Source organism: Leadbetterella sp. DM7, assembly GCF_040829825.2.
Taxonomy (GTDB): Bacteria; Bacteroidota; Bacteroidia; order Cytophagales; family Spirosomataceae; genus Leadbetterella.
The window spans coordinates 1-19,786 of record NZ_JBFOLH020000002.1; the positions used below are offsets into that span (position 1 = coordinate 1).

The 19,786-nt window shown below is 51.6% G+C and carries 12 protein-coding genes; 10 read left to right on the top strand and 2 right to left on the bottom strand.

Annotated elements, in window-relative coordinates; genetic code table 11:
* Nucleotides 1-297: 297 nt before the first annotated feature.
* Nucleotides 298-630: a transmembrane 220 family protein gene (locus AB2U10_RS01845; RefSeq protein WP_367916249.1), complete on the bottom strand. Its 333-nt coding sequence runs from the start codon at nt 628-630 to the stop codon at nt 298-300.
* Nucleotides 631-706: 76 nt separating this feature from the next.
* On the opposite strand from AB2U10_RS01845, the gene AB2U10_RS01850 reads away from it, so the two are divergent.
* The gene (locus AB2U10_RS01850) at nt 707-1,879 is read left to right on the top strand and encodes a phosphopentomutase (RefSeq protein ID WP_367916248.1); all 1,173 of its coding nucleotides are present in this window, start codon (nt 707-709) and stop codon (nt 1,877-1,879) included.
* A 71-nt stretch (nt 1,880-1,950) separates the two neighbouring features.
* Here AB2U10_RS01850 and AB2U10_RS01855 read toward each other — a convergent pair whose 3' ends face one another.
* Complete coding sequence (locus AB2U10_RS01855; RefSeq protein ID WP_367916247.1) at nt 1,951-2,478, bottom strand: hypothetical protein; 528 nt, start codon at nt 2,476-2,478, stop codon at nt 1,951-1,953.
* A 242-nt stretch (nt 2,479-2,720) separates the two neighbouring features.
* Here AB2U10_RS01855 and deoC point away from each other — a divergent pair, with 242 nt between their 5' ends.
* From deoC to AB2U10_RS01900, 9 genes are all read left to right on the top strand, one after another.
* Nucleotides 2,721-3,674 carry a deoxyribose-phosphate aldolase gene (gene deoC, locus AB2U10_RS01860; RefSeq protein ID WP_367916246.1) on the top strand — a complete coding sequence of 318 codons (954 nt, stop codon included), beginning with the start codon at nt 2,721-2,723 and terminating at the stop codon, nt 3,672-3,674.
* A 109-nt stretch (nt 3,675-3,783) separates the two neighbouring features.
* Nucleotides 3,784-6,144 carry an aldehyde dehydrogenase family protein gene (locus AB2U10_RS01865; RefSeq protein ID WP_367916245.1) on the top strand — a complete coding sequence of 787 codons (2,361 nt, stop codon included), beginning with the start codon at nt 3,784-3,786 and terminating at the stop codon, nt 6,142-6,144.
* A 131-nt stretch (nt 6,145-6,275) separates the two neighbouring features.
* Nucleotides 6,276-6,977, top strand: a complete 702-nt coding sequence (gene deoD / locus AB2U10_RS01870) for a purine-nucleoside phosphorylase (RefSeq protein ID WP_367916244.1) — start codon at nt 6,276-6,278, stop codon at nt 6,975-6,977.
* 245 nt (nt 6,978-7,222) lie between these two features.
* Nucleotides 7,223-8,086 carry a helix-turn-helix domain-containing protein gene (locus AB2U10_RS01875; RefSeq protein WP_367916243.1) on the top strand — a complete coding sequence of 288 codons (864 nt, stop codon included), beginning with the start codon at nt 7,223-7,225 and terminating at the stop codon, nt 8,084-8,086.
* A gap of 375 nt (nt 8,087-8,461) precedes the next feature.
* Complete coding sequence (locus AB2U10_RS01880) at nt 8,462-10,654, top strand: HAD family hydrolase (protein WP_367916242.1); 2,193 nt, start codon at nt 8,462-8,464, stop codon at nt 10,652-10,654.
* A 106-nt stretch (nt 10,655-10,760) separates the two neighbouring features.
* On the top strand, nt 10,761-14,168 hold the full coding sequence (locus AB2U10_RS01885; RefSeq protein ID WP_367916241.1) for a family 43 glycosylhydrolase: 3,408 nt from the start codon (nt 10,761-10,763) through the stop codon (nt 14,166-14,168).
* Between the two features lie 177 nt (nt 14,169-14,345).
* The gene (locus AB2U10_RS01890; RefSeq protein ID WP_367916240.1) at nt 14,346-17,294 is read left to right on the top strand and encodes a SusC/RagA family TonB-linked outer membrane protein; all 2,949 of its coding nucleotides are present in this window, start codon (nt 14,346-14,348) and stop codon (nt 17,292-17,294) included.
* 32 nt (nt 17,295-17,326) lie between these two features.
* Nucleotides 17,327-18,928: a RagB/SusD family nutrient uptake outer membrane protein gene (locus AB2U10_RS01895; protein WP_367916239.1), complete on the top strand. Its 1,602-nt coding sequence runs from the start codon at nt 17,327-17,329 to the stop codon at nt 18,926-18,928.
* A 174-nt stretch (nt 18,929-19,102) separates the two neighbouring features.
* Nucleotides 19,103-19,747, top strand: a complete 645-nt coding sequence (locus AB2U10_RS01900; protein ID WP_367916238.1) for a Crp/Fnr family transcriptional regulator — start codon at nt 19,103-19,105, stop codon at nt 19,745-19,747.
* The last annotated feature ends 39 nt before the right edge of the window (nt 19,748-19,786 follow it).

The following is a 19,786-nucleotide window of genomic DNA, read 5'->3' on the forward strand; positions in this document are numbered from 1 at the left end:
TAAGGCCCTTGACAACAACATAGTATCCCATCAGCAAAATCTCTGGCTAGCATTTCTTTAAAAAAACAAAATCGGCTGTCAAAAAATTATTCAACAACCGATTTCAATTCTATTTACTGAATATCCCAAGGTAATCGGGAGACCTTTGTCTTAAAATTTTATATACGGCCGGATCAATTGATCCGGCTGTTTTTTTGAAGGACAAAGTTAAATTTTTCCATGCTCGCCCCGGTACCCCGTCTGGGGCCACCTGACCACGAAGTGGTCAAAAGTTTATAGAAAAGGGATATCGCAGATTTATACCGATCTCCACGCGCAAAGCCACATCCCCAGCGCGCACATTCCAAGGCCCAGCGACTCCCTTCCCAGCTCCACATTCACGGTCTTCATTCTCAGGTTCTCAAACATCAGCCCCTCCCATTGCGGCGGAAACTGGTTGACAGCCCAGGCCAGGTATACCAGCCCGATGCTCAAATACAATACGCGGTCGCCCCTGCCCTGCGAACGGTAGTAGCACAACGCAGCCGGGATCAGGTAAACCAGCATCCATACCAGCGGGTCAGGGTCATTGTATTGTACGGCCGCCGACAATACATAAATCACGATAAGGCTATAGAGTAAATATTTCATACCGTCTTTTTTTTACAAATGTAAGCAACCGTATATTCCAAAAAAATATTAATTTACAGGTTTAAACAGGACTGAAATGAAACGTGTAATTTTGATTGTACTCGACTCGGTAGGGATTGGTGAGCTGCCCGATGCTCACCTGTACGGTGACACCGGTGCAGACACCCTGGGCCATATTGCCTTAAGCTATCCCGGCCTGCACCTGCCTAACCTGACGGCACTGGGTCTTGGAAATATTGTTCCGGAAAATGCCCTGCCCCAAACCACCTCTCCCCGGGCAGCCATAGGAAAAGCGGCGGAAAGATCGGCCGGAAAAGATACCACCACAGGACACTGGGAGATTTCAGGGGTCATCCTCGACAAGCCCTTCCCCACCTTCACGGAAACCGGTTTCCCGGAAGAATTTATGGCGGCTTTTGAAAAAGCCATTGGTCTGAAAACCATCGGGAATGTTTCGGCATCCGGTACGGCCATCATCAATGAGCTGGGCGACGAGCACGTACGAACCGGCTACCCCATTGTTTATACTTCTGCCGACAGCGTGTTCCAGGTGGCTATGCACGAAGAGGTGATCCCCCTGGAAAGGCAGTACGAAATATGCCGGATCGCCCGCGAAATGCTTTCCGGCAACCTGGAAGTAGGCAGGGTCATTGCCCGGCCGTTCCTGGGCACCTCAGGGCAGTATTACCGCACCAAAAACCGGAAAGACTACGCAACCCTGCCTCCTGAAACCATTCTTGATGTAGTGAAGGCCGGCGGAAGGGGCGTATATTCCATTGGTAAGATCATTGACATCTTTGCCGAAAAAGGGATCACCCGTTACAAAAAAACCAAAAACAACAAGGAGGGCATCCTGGATACCATTGAAGCGCTGAAAACGGCACCGGAAGCGCTGGTTTTCACCAACCTGGTTGATTTTGACATGGAATACGGCCACCGGCGGGACGTAACCGGCTATGCCAAAGCCCTGGAAGAATTTGACGCCTATATACCGGAAATCCTGGAGAATATGAAGGAAGACGACCTGCTCATCATTACGGCAGACCACGGGAACGATCCCACTGCTCCGGGCACAGACCATACCCGCGAATACATTCCTGTGCTGCATGTGGGGAAAACTATCCGGGAAGGAGCCCGTATCGGGGTGAGAGAAAGCTTTGCCGACATTGCCGCTACCATAGCCGACTACCTGGGCCTGCAATACGCTACGCCGGGGAACAGCTACCTTACAGCGATTGAACGCCGGTGATAGTAAAAGCAAATGACGCGGATCTTCAGGATTATATCCTGGAAATCCGCGTCACCCTGCGTTTCTGCTTATCAGAATTTGAACGTTATCCCTGCTTTTAACGGAGAGGCGTTGTAACCTACTTCAGCAAATACACCCATAGCCGGCTTAAAGTAATATCTTGCCCCGGCAAATGCTCCTACGAAAACACCGCTTCCGTAGCTGTCCGAGTAAATTCCACCCCAGCCGTTAGGAGTTTTGTAGCTGGAAATCCGGTAGCCTAATGACGGACCGGCATACAGATCCAGGTTATCCATAGTCAGGAAATGCTTGCCAAAGTGATAAGAGCCCCTGGCCGCAACGGTAAAAAAGTTATAATGCCACTTGTATCCCGTCCAGCCATAATTCCAGGTTACAAAGTCTGCCTGGGCACCCACACTGATAAAATCGTGGACTCCAGCCTCAAAAGAACCGCCGACACCCACACCGCCACCGCCGTAGGTACCTCCCAGGTTAATACCTGCATTCAATAATTTATCTCCTTTCTCAAACTGTGCGGATACACTCACTCCGCTCAATACCAAAACCGAAAAAAGTAGTGATGAAATAATCTTTTTCATAGACATAATATTTTTAATTTTACAAATCAAGTAAGATTTCCGTGAACTAACAAATCTCTTCCCGCACATTTTTATTTAACGGAACCGGTACCCGCAGAAAACCCCGTTTTTACCCCCAAAAATACCTCTGTCTTTCGCCTTTCTACAAACCGCCCATACAAAAGTGAACTTATTTTTCGCCGTTTTTTTGGGCATCCCAAAAGATTTATCTTTCTTTCCGTTTATTTTAACATTTTCCTCCTATGCGTTTACCCGAAAAACGGAACGAAGGCCTGCCCTTCAGTCCGGAATATTTCGATAACCTGAATATAAACCGTTCGGCAGTAGAGCGCCGGGCAGCAACCCTCCCTGCCCGCAGAACCGTAAAGAAAGAGTACCAGGCGGCCTGGTTGCTCCGGGCGGTGTCGTGCATTGACCTCACCACCCTGGCCGGAGACGATACCGCCGGAAACGTTCAGCGGTTGTGCGCCAAAGCGCTGAATCCGGTACGCCGCGACATCCTGGAAGCCCTGGGTTTCCCCCCGCTTACGGTGGGTGCCGTTTGTGTGTACCACAACATGATTGCCGATGCCCGGCACGCACTCGGAAACAGCGGCCTGCCGATAGCCGCCGTATCGACCGGTTTCCCCGCCGGGAAAATCTCCCTGGATCAGAAGCTGGACGAGATCCGGAGATCTGTAGAAGCCGGCGCCTCTGAAATTGACATTGTCATCAGCCGTGAGCTGGTGATCAACAACAAATGGGAAGAGCTGTATCACGAAGTGAAGCTCTGTCGCGAAGCCTGCGGAGATGCGCACATGAAGACCATCCTGGCCACCGGCGAGATCCCCACCCTCACTAAGGTAGCCAAAGCCTCCTGGGTAAGCATGATGGCCGGCTCCGATTTTATTAAGACCAGCACCGGCAAAGAATCTGTCAATGCCACGCTGCCCGTCAGCCTGGTCATGGTTCGGGCCATCCGCGATTACTACGCCCTCACCGGCACAAAAGTAGGTTATAAACCGGCAGGCGGAATACAGAAAGCCAAGCAGGCGCTCGACTTCCTGATCCTGATCAGGGAAGAGCTCGGAAACGAATGGCTGAACAATCAGCTCTTCCGCTTCGGTGCCAGCAGCCTCTTAGGCGACATAGAACGCCAGCTGGAACATTATGTGACCGGTCGCTATTCAGCCGGATACCGGCACGCCATGGCGTAAACAGCAGACGTCCCGCAGGGACGAAATAAAATCAGCCCCTGGACGAAGTCCGGGGTAAGGAAATTAACCCGGGGACGACGCCCGGGGCAAATAAAAGTTAATTAAAACAATGACAGTCAAAGATATTTTCGATACCATGGAATACGGCCCGGCCCCCGAAAGCGACAAGAATGCCATGGAGTTCCTGGACAAGCACGGCCGCACCTTCGGGCTATACATTAACGGGAAATGGGTCACCCAAAAAGATACTTTCCCGGCCGTGAACCCCGCTACCGGCGAAACCCTGGCCCGGGTGGCCGAGGCCTCCGCCGATGATGTGGATGCCGCCGTAAAAGCCGCCCAAAAAGCGCTGCCCGGATGGGTAAGTGCCGGAGGGCATGAAAGGGCAAAATACCTGTATGCCCTGGCGCGCCAGGTACAGAAGCACTCCCGCCTGTTTGCCGTGCTGGAGTCGCTGGATAACGGTAAAGCCATTCGCGAAACCCGTGACATCGATATCCCGCTGGTCGCACGCCATTTTTATCACCATGCAGGCTGGGCCCAGCTGATGGACTCTGAGCTGAAAGATTTCGGCGAGATCGGCGTAATGGGCCAGATTATTCCCTGGAACTTCCCTCTCCTGATGCTTTCCTGGAAAATAGCACCGGCACTGGCCATGGGCAATACCCTGGTGCTGAAACCGGCCGAGCAAACCTCGCTGACCGCCCTGCTTTTTGCCGAAATCTGTCAGAACATCGGTTTACCTAAGGGAGTGGTGAACATCATCACCGGCCATGGAAGTGTGGGCGAGGCCCTGGTGAACCATCCCGGCGTACAGAAAATAGCCTTTACCGGGTCTACCGAAGTGGGCCGGATCATCCGCAAAAGCACGGCCGGATCAGGGAAAAAGCTCTCGCTCGAGCTGGGCGGCAAGTCGCCGTTTATTGTATTTGAAGATGCCGACCTTGACTCGGTAGTGGAAGGTGTGGTAGACGCCATCTGGTTTAACCAGGGCCAGGTCTGCTGCGCCGGCTCACGCCTGCTGGCCCAGGAGAGCATAGCCGGAATCCTGTACGAAAAGCTGAAGGTACGCCTGCAGAAGCTGGTGGTGGGTAATCCGCTCGACAAAGGCATTGACATGGGCGCCATTGTCAGCAATGAACAGCTTCAGACCATCTCTTCCTTTGTAGAAAAAGGAAAAAATGACGGCTGCGAGATCTGGCAGCTCGAAAATATCCCGGCCGGCGGCTGCTTCTTTCCGCCTACCCTCTTCCTGAATGTATCTCCGGCTTCGGTGATTGCACAGGAAGAGATCTTCGGGCCGGTACTGGTGGCGACCACCTTCCGCAGTCACCAGGAAGCCGTAAAGCTGGCCAATAACACCCGTTACGGACTGGCCGCCAGCCTCTGGACAGAAAACATTAACCTGGCGCTTGACGTGGCACCGAAGCTGAAAGCGGGAACCGTTTGGATCAATACCACCAACGTTTTTGACGCTGCCTCCGGTTTCGGTGGATACCGGGAGTCGGGTTTCGGGCGTGAAGGCGGCCTGGAAGGCCTTATGGAGTATGTAAAGCCGAAAGCGGGCAAAGCCTTTGCCGAAAAAACATTTGGCTTCAAAGTCTCCGAAAGTGCAAAAGCAGTGAAGAACAGCCTCGACCGTACCCCAAAAATGTACATTGGCGGTAAGCAGGCCCGTCCTGATAACGGCTACAGCCTGCAGGTGCTGAACCCGGCCGGGCAAGTGGTAGGTGAAGTGGGTGAAGGCTCCCGGAAAGACATCCGGAATGCAGTGGAAGCCGCACAGGCCAACGGCAAATGGGCCAATAATACCGGCCATGCCCGTGCACAGGTACTCTACTATATAGCTGAGAATCTCTCGGCCCGGAAAAACGAATTTGAAGAGCGGCTTGTGGAAGCCTGCGGCTACTCGGCCAAAGATGCAGCCCTGGAAGTAAGCCGGTCAGTAGAGCGGATATTTACCTATGCAGCATATGCCGACAAACATGACGGACGGGTACATAACACCACTTCGGGAAATGTAACCCTGGCCATGAATGAGCCGGTAGGCGTGCTGGGTATTGTTTGCCCGGAAGAATTCCCCCTCCTTGGCTTTGTCAGTACGGTAATGCCGGCCATTGCCCTGGGCAACAGCGTGGTGGTGATCCCGTCACAAAGCTCACCCCTTTCAGCCACTGACTTCTACCAGGTGCTTGATACCTCCGATGTACCCGGCGGAACGGTAAATATTGTCACAGGCCCCGGAGAAGTGCTCACTACCGAGCTGGCCAGGCACTATGATGTGGAAGGAATCTGGTACTTCGGCACCGCTGAAGGCAGCAAAAACGTGGAGCTGCTGTCGGCCGACTCCATGAAACGTACCTGGGTGAGCTACGGCAAGCATTACGACTGGCTGAACAACCCGTTGCAAAAAGAATTCCTGAGAAGAGCCAGTGAAGTGAAAAATATCTGGATTCCGTACGGAGCGTAAGAAAGTGAAAAACTAAAAGTGAAAAGTTAAAAGTTGAGGAATATCTTTACTTATTAAATACTAAATTTTCCTTAACTTTTCACTTTTATCTTTTCACTTTTAACTTAACCAAGCCTGTTTAATCAAAAACTATGAGAAGTATACATTTAGAAGCCAGCGTAGGCGATATCGCCGAAACGGTACTCCTTCCCGGAGACCCCCTGAGAGCAAAATTCGTAGCTGAAAACTACCTGACCGATGTGGTTTGCTACAACAAAGTACGCAATATGTTCGGCTTTACCGGGCTTTACAAAGGACAACGTGTATCTATCCAGGGTACAGGCATGGGCATGGGAAGTGCCGGCATCTATATCCATGAACTCATCAACACCTACCAATGCAAAAACCTCATCCGTGTGGGTACCTGCGGCTCTATCCAGGAAGACCTTGACCTCGGCCAGGTGCTGCTGGTTACCGGGGCTTCAGGCGACTCGGATGCCAACAGTGTTCTCTTTAAAAATCAGCATTTCGCTCCTACGGCCAGCTTTAAGCTCCTGATCCGGGCGTATGAAATTGCCCGTACGCTGAACATCCCCGTGCATCCCGGTACCGTTTTCAGCACCAACACCTTCTACGACGTGGAGCCTGACCGCTGGGATGTCTGGAAAAGGCACGGCATACTGGGTATCGATATGGAAACGGAAATTCTCTATACCATGGCCTGCCGGTTCGGCGTAAATGCGCTTTCCCTGCTGACGGTAAGCGACAATATCCTTACCGGTTCGGCTTCCAGCCAGGAAGAAAGAGAAAAAACCTTTAACCATATGATGGAAGTAGCTTTGGGGTTGGCTTAACCCCAAAGCCCAACAATCGTTAGGCGGTTTTCACTTCATCCTTATTCTTATTTCAGCAATAATACGAAATGCGGAATTATCTTTGGAAACGACCTATTTGTGTCTATTTTACGCAATTCGACATAATTTAGCAAATATTTTTAACATATTATACGCATATATTAACCAGTTAATATGAAAAATTTGCAGCAGGGGTTAAATTCCGCTAAATTTATCTTAGAAATTCAACCTGAAAATAAGAAGAGATGAAACCTTTACAGTTCACTATCCCGGTTACACCCGATAAGTCGGTTCTTGTGCAGGAAGATAAAATTCCGCAGTTCTACCCTTACCTTCACCGCCATAAGGAAACCCAGCTGATCTGGATCATCAAAGGAAGCGGAACGCTTATTGTAGACAATCACTTTCACGAATTCTCAGATAACGACATTTTCCTGATTGCACCCCAGCAATCGCATGTTTTCCGTTCCCAACCGGCTAACGGGGAAGAAGTGCACACCCTTTCTGTTTTCTATGATCCTGACGGCTCGCTCAATGCCCTTTTAAGCCTGCCGGAGCTGAGATCGTTTCACTCTTTTCTGAAAGATTACCGCGGCGGCTTTAAGGTGCCTGAACGCCATGCCCCGTTTATTGCCAAGCGGATGATGAAGATCAGGAAAGCCGCCCCCACCGACCAGATCATTCATTTCCTTCACCTGCTGCGTGCGTTCTGCAAAATGGAGCCCAGGCCAGGCCAATTGGCCTCGCTTGGTAATGAGACTATTTCTGAAGGAGAAGGTTTACGAATGAGCAGGATTTATAACTACGTATTGAAGAATTATAAAAACCAGCTCACCCTGGATGACGTGGCCGCTGCCGCCCACCTTACGCCCCAGGCATTCTGCCGGTACTTTAAAAAGCACACCGGCGTTACGTTTGTTACCTTTTTAAACGAGCTTCGTGTTACAGAAGCCTGTAAGAGCCTCACCAGCGGAAGTTTCGATAATATTTCGGGGGTAGCCTACAGCTGCGGCTTCAACAGCATTGCTAATTTTAACCGGGTATTCAAAAGCGTGGCGGGCACCTCGCCCAAAGACTACCTCAACAGGTACATCAAAAACATATCGTAATCCGAAAAAGAAATGAATAATGCGTCTCAAAAGTTCTTTGACCACAAAGAGCCTTATCTGAACATTAAACAGGTGTTAAATGCAGAAAAAAGAAAACAGGCACTTCTTAAATAGCTTCTCGCTGATAAGCAGGTAAAACTTCCTCATCTCCCTGCCAAAATAGCCGCCGGACAATACTTTCACACACCCTTTTCGCATCATAAAGCGCTTCGGTTCCGTGTATATGTCTTGAAAATTTCCTAACTTTGTATTCAGCTGGGGGTGTTCCCTTTGTCAGTTCTGCCTTCTGCGGGCAAATGTTCTTTCAATCCTTTTTTATTTCTGAGGCATACGCCTCCCCGTTTTCCCGGCCGGTATTTACAAAAATCATAGCGTATGAAATACTATGTACAGCTCTTCAGCCCTCATGGCCTGATCCGTTTCAAGAATGCAGAAATCGGTCGCGATAAAGACACCGGCGGACAGGTAAAATACGTATTGGAACTGCTGGAAGCCCTCTCTCTTCACCCGGCTATCCGGAAAGTGGACCTGGTTACCCGGAAAATTGCGGACAAACGTGTCTCTCCCGCCTATGCAGAAGACATAGAAGTGGTCAATGAAAAAGCACGGATTGTGCGAATCCAGTGCGGCGGGCTCCAGTACCGTGAAAAAGAGCAGCTCTGGAATTATCTCGATGAGTTTGTTGACAAAACCATACGCTTTACCGAAACGCAAAACGATATCCCGGATATCATGCACGGGCATTATGCCGACGGCAACTACATTGCACGCGAGCTCAGCCGGGTCTTTAACACCCGCTTCATTGCCACGGGCCACTCGCTGGGAAGGAACAAGCAGGACATCCTGCTGAAAGAAGGGCTTACGGCCGAAAAAATAAACGCACGGTTTAACATGGAAAAACGTATCCGGGAAGAAGAAGAAACGCTGAAAGCCGCTGACGCCGTAATCATAAGCACCCGTTACGAGATGGATTCCCAATACCGCGGTTACGGGAACAGGCATCTGGCAAAATTCAGGGTCATTCCTCCCGGTATCAACCATACCGTTTTTTATCCCTATTACAAAGCCTCCATGCCCGGCTTTACCATGACCACCGAGGAAGAGCTGGCCCTTTTAAGGATAAATTCAGAAATTGAACGTTTTCTCTTTGCCCCGGAAAAACCGTTGATCCTCTCCATAGGACGGGCCGACAAACGCAAGAATTTTGAAACCATCATTACCAGCTACGGCCGTGACAAAGAGCTGCAGACCATGGCCAACCTCGCTATTTTTGCAGGGGTAAGAAAAGACATCAGCGTAATGCCGCCAGACGAGCAGGAAACCCTCACCAACCTCTTGCTGCTGATGGACAAATACGACCTGTACGGGAAAATGGCTATTCCGAAAAAGAACGATCCTTTTCATGAAGTACCCGAAATTTACCGGGTAGCGGCCCGGAAAAAAGGGGTTTTTGTCAACGCCACGCCGGGTGAAAATTTCGGGCTGACCATTGTTGAAGCCGCCGCCTCCGGGCTGCCTGTAGTGGCCTCGCCTACCGGCGGCCCCAAAGAAATAGTAGAAAACGCCCGAAACGGCCTGCTGGTCAATGTAGACGATCCCGCCGGGATATCGCAGGCACTTAAACGGGTTATCTCTGATCACAACACCTGGGATGAATATTCAAAAAACGGGATCATCACCAGCCAGGAGACCTATTCCTGGACAGCCCACGCGGCCCGGTATATCGACCTCTTAGACACCCTCCATAAAGAAGAAAGTACAGCCGCTGCACAAAACAGGGAGAACTCTGCCTGGGGCAACCGCCTGCTGAAAACGCCGGTATTCTTTATTTCCGATCTCGACGGTACGCTCATTGAAGAAAAAGAAGCCCCTGCCTTAGCCGGTCTCATGAATTTTCTCGGGGAGAACAGGCAGAAAATGATCTTCGGCATCTCTACCGGCCGGAATGTGGCCATGACCCGGAAAGCCCTTGAAGACCACCCCGTTCTTGCTGCTGCCGCCCTGTTTATCTGTTCTGTCGGCACGGAGATCTACTACACCCAAGACTTCCTGCCTGACCGGGGCTGGGAAAAGCACATCCGGTTTCAGTGGAAGCGGGAAAAGCTGAAAGAACTTCTCAACGACTACCCGGGCCTTACCCTGCAGGAAGACGAAGCCCAGACACCTTTCAAGCTGAGCTATTATGTGGGTGCCGGTTTTGGCGATGACCAGCTGGCCGATCTGCACCATCTTCTCCACAGCCGCCAGTTGCGCGCCAGGCTTTTTCTCACCGATAATCGTCACCTGGATCTCGTTCCTCCCCGCGCCGGAAAAGGAAAAGCGCTTCACTACCTGGCCTATAAATGGAAAAAAGACATCCGCAATTTCATAGTTGCCGGCAACGGCGGGAATGACCTGGGCATGCTGGGTGGGCGTACAAACGGCATAGTGGTCAGCAACCACAGCCCGGAGCTGGAAGTGCTGAAAGAAAATCCCCATGTTTACTTTGCCTCCACCCCCCTGGCCGAAGGCGTCATGGAAGGAATTCATCATTACCTGCATACCGGGAAGCTCCTGCCCGTGAAGTAAAGGCCCGGCTTCAGGCCGCCCGGTCAAAATCTACGCAGGAATGGTTAAAACACAACCATCCGGCTCTGCTGACAGCTCTATATTTGTATCTGCAAATCTCATCCCGATGACAAGAGCTGTTATATTCTTCCTGCTGGCAGCATGCACCGGCGCTTTTTCCCAGGAACTGAAAAGCTACCAGCAACCCGGCCTGTACAACCCGCTGGTACCCGGTTATTTTGCCGATCCCACCGTTAAAAAAATCGGGAATACCTACTACCTTTTTGCCACCACAGACGGCAACGGCTGGGGTGCAGGCCCTTCACAGGTATGGGTGTCTGAAGACTTTGTCAACTGGTCGCTTAAGCCCATGAACTGGCCCGGTACGCACTGGTACTGGGCACCCGATGTAACCCGCGGCTATGACGGCCGCTACTACCTTTACTACAGCCAGCCGGTAGAAATTTTCGGCGCCTCTTCCGATCAGCCTGCGGGGCCGTGGACACCGCTGAATCCCGACGGAAAATCCATCATCCCGAACTACAGGATCCCCGGTGTGATCACCCTCGACGCCCAGACATTTACCGATGATGACGGCAGTATCTACATGTTCTGGGGCACGTGGGGCATCTACCCCGGCCACGGCTGCGCAGCAGGTCTGCTGAACCGCGACATGAAAACCTTTTCCCGGGTAGAGCTCATTCCTAATACCGTAGCCAAAGACTTCTTTGAGGCTCCTTTTATGTTCAAAAGAAACGGGATATACTACCTTATGTACTCTTCGGGCCGCTGCGAAGACCATACCTACCGGGTACAATACCTAAAAAGTACAACCGGGCCTTTCGGACCGTACGAATACCCTGCACACAATCCGGTACTGGTCACCAACGATGACGGAAGCGTTCACGGTCCCGGCCACCACAGTATTTTGCAGGAGGGCGAAGATTATTATATCATATATCACCGGCACAACAACCCGCATTCAGGGGGCGGGTTTCACCGCCAGCTGGCAGCAGACAAAATCGTATTCGATGAGAAGGGGGATATTGCCCGTATCCTCCCCACCCACGAAGGCATCGGTTTCCTGGCGAAAAATACCCTTCCCTATCCCAACCTGGCTTTGGGAAAAGCCACAACGGCTTCCTCCGAATACAATGCTGACTTCCGGGCCGCTTTTGCTGCCGACGATAACAACGGCACCCTATGGCGGGCCGGAGACAACATGAACCCGGCCTGGTTGCAGATAGACCTGGGAGAAACGCGCCGGGTCAGAACCATCCTTACCCAGTTTGAATACGCCACCTGGTACTACGAATACCGCATTGACTATTCGGAAGACGGCACCCATTGGAAAACATTTGCCGACAAAAGAAATAACCGGCGCTGGGGCAGCCCGATGGCCGACACCGGCGATGCCCGCATGCGTTATATCCGGCTTCATATTTTTGACACCCAGGTGCCAGGCCTGCCCAAAGGCATCTGGAACATAAAAATCTATGAAGAAAAAATAAACCGGGAATTCTATACCTCTGATCCGCAGAAAGAGACCGGTAAACCGGTACAGAAAGGCTTGCTGGTTGATCTCAGCGCAGACAATCACCTTCCGGGAGAGTTGGTAAAAGACATCCCCAACCGGGGAAAGCTCAGCGGGGCCTTCCGCTCACAGCAAGGCGCCTATATCGATGTATTGGAAGGTAAAAAATGTTTTGTGATCAGCGATAAAAACTGCTTTACCTCTGATTTCAAAGTTCCGGCCTCGCTGTCGAGGAACAGCAGCTATACGGTAGTTCTCGACGCTCTCAACCCGGAGATCGACCGGTACGAACCTTTCCTGTCGTGGTCAGCCGGCCGGCAGGATATCACCCTCGCCGAATTCGGTTACGGCTCTGACGCCTACAAAGGAGCGGTAACCCATGGTTCCTGGCCGGATATGCCCTATAAGACGCTCCCCGAAGCCGGGAAATGGCACCGGATAGCCATCACATTTGACGGCTATATGGAAAAAATATGGATAAACGGAAGGCTGGTCAGCGAGGCCAACAAGATGCTGTTTGTAAGAAACGCAGAAAACTTCGTGCTGGGAACAGATGCTTTCCGGGAAAACTTCTTTGACGGGGCCATTGCCTCGCTGAAAGTATACGACCGCGCCCTCGGGCCGGAAGAGATTTTCCTGCCTGCTACCTCAACCGCCCCTCCCTGGTATTTCTCTGCTATCGATACGGAGTATGATACGGAAAAGCCCTGGCCGAATCGCGGAACAAAGGGTGGTACGGCGGCAGCTGTAAAGGCGGTTGACTTTAACGGCAAACAAAGTGTGATTTTTGACGGCCAGCCCCTGCTCAGTGAAATCGTAGCCGCCTGGCTGCTTACCCACCCGGCAGGTAACCTTACGTTCCAGGCCTGTCCTGTTGCTGCCACATCTGACCTTTACCGCATAGCAGAAGTCCGGCCCGGCCGCTGGTACACCATCACTGTGAACGGTTCGGGAAATTACTCGGTAAACGGCATCCCGCAAAAAGGCCGGCTCGCCGTGCATACGCTTACCCTGAATCACACGGCTGTCAGCCGCTGGATCGTTTCAGAAGACCGGGATCTGCACCGTGCCTGGCAAAATGCCCGGCCCGCGCCTGTGATGAAGTCGATCCGGGTAAGCCCGGTCACTCCCGGAGATGTACTGGTAGCTGCTGCAGCACAGCCCGAACCCGGTACCCGGTATTATTTCTCGAACGGGAAGAACTCCAGCGGATGGATCAATAAAACGCATTACCTGTTTCAGCAGGCGGATCTTTCCGCCCCTTTTACCGCAAAAGCCCGTGATGAGCAGGGCAACATCAGTGCAGAAGCTGTTTTCAACGGGAAGCTGCCCCAACTCACTGAGACCTCTCCCGACCTCAGCGGCCCATACGATCTGCTGAAAGAAGACAAGCCGGCCTTCTGGACAGGCCACCGGGTTCATTCCAACACAGATACCCTTCAGGCGGTGATAATGCAGGAAAACGGCGGCATCCGGCTGGGCTCTTTGCATTCTTCGTGGAGCGGCCAGGGAAAAGAAGGTCCTTTCCTGTATAAAACCGTAACCGGTGATTTCACCTTCACGGCAGAGCTCAGCGACCTGGTGGGTCAAAACGAAAAACGCAGCACCGCCACCGAGGCCGGCATTATGGTACGAAGCCTGGCTGGAGAGCAGGAAAATCATATTCAGAATACCGTACTCACCGGTTGGAACATCGGGAACATGACCACCCACACCCATAACGGCAGAAGGATCCAGAAAAACAACGGAGCTGCCTGGAATTACATGCGCTTTCTGCAAGTTCAGAAAGTAGAAAATACCTTCTACCTCCGGGCCAGCCATGACGGCAAAAACTGGCAGGAGCTGCCGGGCTCTCCCGTTACAAACAACAGCCTCTCTGCAGGCTCTCTTGCCGTAGGCCTCTTTCAATCCTCCAATAACAACGTCAGCGGCTATGGCGTTTTCCGAAATATCCGGCTTCTGACCACTTCCCCCTCGCCGGGAGCAAAACACAGATTTTAACCGTTTCTGCGCACATCTTAACCTACTATAAAACAGCAACTTCGCAATATTAAGTTGCTGTTAAATTTTGGTATTCATTGGTTAAAATGCGCAGAGCAAGCCTCAGCATTTTGAAAGAATTTTGTTCAATTCAAACCATTCGGGTTCGATTCAATTAACCTTAAAAATTTTTTACTTATGAACAAAAGCCTTACAGTCTGCCTGCTCCTGTGCTTAATGGCGCTCCCGTGGATGGCGTTTTCACAGGAGACTACCCTAACGGGTACCGTCAGAGACCAGGAGGGGAAACCCATTGAAGTTGCTATGGTAGGTATCAAAAATACCGGTACCCATACGTACACCGATGCGGAAGGGAAATTTTCCATCCGTTACGGCGCCAATGCCGTACTGGTTGTGTCGGCCATCGGGTACGACAAAACTGAAATTGCCCTGACCGGCCAGCGAACCCTTGACATTACCCTGACCGGGGGCAATTCCACCCTCGATGAGCTGGTAGTAGTGGGCTACGGTACACAAAGAAAAGGAGATGTTACCAGCTCGGTAGCCAGCGTAAAATCAGAAGACTTCCTGAAAGGTACCGTACGTGATGCGGCGCAGCTCATCCAGGGAAAAGTGGCCGGTCTGCGGATCACCACGCCCAGCGGTGACCCCAACGCCACCACCCAGATCAACCTGAGGGGGCTTAACTCCATTAACGGCTCACAAAACCCCCTGGTTATTGTAGACGGTGTTCCCGGCAGCATTTCTACTGTGGCACCCGAAGACATCGAGTCGATTGACGTGCTGAAAGACGGTTCGGCCGCTGCCATCTACGGTACGCGTGCTACCGGCGGGGTGATTCTGATCACTACCCGTAAAAACAAAAATCCGGACAATAAAGCTACCGTAGAATACAATACCTACGTCAACCAGCAACGGATTTTCCGGAAGCCGGAAATGATGGATGCTTCAGATTACCGGCGGCTGATTTCCCAGGGCTATGCCTATGAAGACCTGGGTGGCAGCACCAACTGGATCGATGAAGTGCTTCAGAACCCGGTAAGCCAGAACCATAACCTGGCTTTCTTCGGCGGCAACTACAAAACCAACTTCACGGCCTCGCTCAACTACCGCGACTGGGAAGGGATCATGCTGAAAACCGGCCAGCAACGGGTATCGCTCCGGGCTGACCTGAACCACGAGATGTTTGACGGAAAAGTAAAAACCAATATCCAGATCATCAACTCCTCTACCAAATCCGACCAGGGCGGAGCCGGTGGCTGGGCCTGGCGGCAGGCGATGATCCGGAACCCGACAGACGTTATCCGGAATGCCGACGGCACCTGGAAAGAAAGCAACGCCTACATGTACGATAATCCCCTGGGAATTATCCATGAAACCATCAGCGATAACAAAAGCAAAGAATCGCGTTTCAGCGGATCGGTAGATTACCGCCCCATTAAAGACCTGAGCTTCAAGATGATGGCTTCGCGGGTACAATCGGATAATATCTACGGGAACTCCACGACCTTCCGGCACGTAAACACCACCAAAAACAACCTGAACGGAACAGCCAACCGGTCTACCGGGGCAGGAACCGAAAACCTGCTGGAGCTGACCACCAATTACATGAAATCGTTTAACCAGCACCGCTTTACCCTGCTGGGCGGATACAGCTGGCAGGACTATACCGGTGAATCGTTTAATGTATATAACTTCGACTTCCCTACTGACGCCTACTCCTACAACAAAATTGAAGCGGGTACGGCGCTGCAGAGAGGTCTGGCCACCATGAGCAGCTACAAGAGCAAATGGCAGCTGGCCGGTTTCTTTGCCCGGGTAAACTATGTCTTTAACGACAAGTATATGCTGATGGCCAGTGTAAGGCGGGAAGGCTCTTCCACCTTCGGGGAGAACAACCAATGGGGTACTTTCCCCGCATTCTCCGTAGGCTGGAACATCGCTAACGAAGAATTCCTGAAATCCGGCACCACCTTCTCTCAACTTAAGCTGAGAGCAGGGGTAGGGGTAACGGGTACCATAGCCTCTTCTCCTTACCAGTCACAGATCAGCTATAACTTTGCCCAGAGCCAGGGCGCATTTATCGGGGGAAAATGGGTGCCCGGCTTCATTCCGGCCCGGAACTTCAACCCCGACCTGCGGTGGGAAAAGAAAACCGAATGGAACGTGGGTCTTGACTTCGGGATCCTTAAAAACCGGGTAAGCGGTTCGGTAGATTACTATACCCGTACCGTAAACGACCTGCTCTATAACTTCAGTGTACCGGTTCCTCCCTACCTGACCAGCAATATGATGCTCAATGCGGGATCGATGAAAAATTCAGGCCTGGAATTCCTGCTGAATATAGAAGCGGTAAAGAACAAATCGTTTAACTGGAACACCGGCCTTACCTTCTCTACCAATAAAAACAAGCTGCTCAACCTGTCAAACGACCAGTTTGAGGTTACTTCCGAGTACTTTGATGCCGGCTATACCGGTGAGCCTATCCAGGTAAGCACGCACCGTGTAAAGGTAAACGGGCCTATCGGCCAGTTCTATGTGCTGAAAAGTGTGGGCGTGGACGACAACGGCAAATGGCTGGTAGAAAACCAGAAAGGCGAGGTGATCCCGATTGCTGATGCCACTCCGGCCGACCGCCAGTATTACGGTAACGGTATTCCGAAATTCCTGTTGGGATGGAATAACAGCCTGAACTACCAGCGCTTTGACATGACGGTGAACTTCCGCGGAGCATTCGGCCACGATATCCTGAACATGCAGCGGCTGTACTACGAAAACCCGGTAAACAAAGCCTATAACGTCTTGAAAACCGCCTATGATCCGGTATACGGCAAAGAGCTGAAAAACGACCTGGTGTATGTTTCCCATTACATTGAAAAAGGAGATTACCTCAAGCTGGATAACGTAACCCTCGGCTATACGCTTCCCGCTAAAACCATCAAAGGAATCAATAACCTGAGAATTTACGGCTCTGTGCTGAACTTCCTGACGTTCACCGGCTACAAAGGCATTGATCCGGAGGGTGTAAGCTATACGGGCGAATTCACTTTTGCACCGGGTATTGATCACCGGGATAAATATCCCAACACCCGTACGTACACCCTGGGATTAAATGTTTCATTTTAATCTCCCGAAATCAAATTCAAAAGATGAAAGCAATGAAAAAGATATATGTATATGCCCTTACCGCCTGCATGTTTGTGGGCGGGGGAATGAGCTCCTGTACGAACCTGGATGAAGAAGTTTTTTCGGAGGTATTATCTACCTCTTTCAAGCCTACTGAGCGCGACCTGCCCAATATCCTGGCGCCCGTGTATGCCTCCTTCCGTTCGCTGATGTTCGGCTGGCAGGGATATTTCGACCTCCAGGAAGAACCGGCTGACGCCATTATCACACCGGTAAGGCCTAACGGCTGGGACGATGGCGGTACCTACCGCCGGATGCACCAGCATACCTGGAACTCCGAGCAATGGCAGCCTACCAACACCTGGAACCAGGCCTACGCCAGCATTACAAGAGCTAACCGGGTTATCGCCCAGATTGAAGACGGTAATATTCCGCTTCCTGATGCAACCGGTAAGGCGGCTATTGCCGAGCTTCGCGCTGCCAGGGCCCTGGCCTACTACCTGTTGCTGGATAACCACGGGAACGTGCCCATCGTAACCGACTACCGCGACGTCTCGCTTCCGCAGCAGAAAACCCGCAAGGAAGTCTATGACTTTGTTGTGAAAGAGCTCAATGAGATCATCCCTCTCCTGGCTACCGATGTGGCGGGAACTTACGGACGGATGAACAAATGGGGAGCAAAGGCCCTGCTGGCCAAAGTGTATCTCAATGCCGAAGTATACACCGGTACCGCCCAATGGGATGCCGTGATCAAAGAAGCCAATGACATCATCAACAGCAACAGCTATGTGCTGGATGCCAACTACTCTGACGTATTTACCTATACCAACCAGAACTCCAAAGAAATCATCTTTGCCGTTCCTTACGATGAAATCTACGGGCAGGGCTCACAGATCCATATGAAAACCCTTGATCCGCTGAGCCGCCTGGTATACAACATGTCAGCCGGCCCCTGGGGAGGTAACTGTGCCGTTCCGCAGTTCATTGACACGTACGATCCGGAAGACTCAAGGCTGAAAGACTCCTGGATACAGGGACCGCAGTACAATGCCACTACCGGTGCGCTGGTCATTGATTACGTTAAAGCCGTGCCCGGTATAGGAGGCGACGGTACCGTGGCACCCAGCAACAGCGGCTACAGGATAGGAAAATACAAGATCAAGCAGGGAGCTACCAGCAACCTGGACAACGACTACCCGATGTTCCGGTACGGTGATGTGCTGATGATGAAAGCCGAAGCCCTGCTCAGGAAGGGAGATGCAGACGAAGCCGCCGCACTGGTAACCCAGGTAAGACAAAGAGCCTTTAAGAGCAACCCTGCCAAGGCTACCGTTAAAGGAGCAGACCTGCTGAAAGGCAGCGTGTACCAATACGGATGGCAGGAAAAAGACGGTACCGTAGCCGTCAGCAATGGCGGTGCCGACATCAAATACGGCCGTTTCCTCGATGAGCTGGGCTGGGAGTTTGCCGCTGAGGCACACCGCCGGCAGGATATGATCCGGTTCGGTGTATACCAGACCAAAACCTGGTTCAACCACCGTCCGCATGCCCAGGCTTCTACCCGCACCATCTTCCCGATCCCCATCGGTGAGCTGGAGAAAAACCCGAACCTGAAGCAGAACACGGGGTACTGATCAGTGTATATTTCACAGGAATAAAAGGGCCGGGTAATCTTATCCGGCCCTTTTTAAGAATACCTTTCGCTATAATACCCCTGCCCCGGAACGGCCGGCACCGTAATTATTGTTACCCTCTTAAGCGCTGCAACCGGCATACGGTTGTATCAAGCGAAAAACGCCCGAGCCCCAATGAATGCAGAAGAATTGTTACACGAAACTTTCCGTGGTATTTTTGAAGCAGAGCTGATCCGTGAAATGGCTTCGGCAGCCCGGCTGGTGCCTTTTGAAGAAGGCGACGTGCTGATCGAGATAGGCCGTTATATCAAAACCATGCCCCTGCTCATCACGGGGGCCATCAAGATCATGCGGGAAGACCCCGATGAAGGCGAGCTCCTCCTCTACTTCATTGAAAAAGGCGATACCTGCGCCATGACCCTGGCCTGCTGTGCCGGCGATAAAAAAAGTGAGATCCGCGCAGTAGCTGAAAACAGGGGCCTGGTGGCCATGGTACCCGTAACCCGTATGGAAGAATGGATGGGAAAATACAAAAGCTGGCGTACTTTTGTATTTGAAAGCTACAATAACCGCTTTAATGAGCTGCTTTCGGCCATTGACCACCTGGCGTTCAGGCACATGGACGAGCGGCTCTTCAATTATCTCCGCGAAGCCGCCAAAGTGAACCGTTCCAGGGTGATCAACAAAACCCACCAGGAAATTGCTTACGAGCTCAACAGCTCAAGGGTAGTGATTTCCCGTTTGCTGAAAGCCCTTGAAAATGAAGGAAAAATAAAGCTGAACCGGAACAGCATTGAACTCTTAAATCCTGAATTCTGAACAAAGCACCGGGCGATATCCGGCTGACATTATACGCAA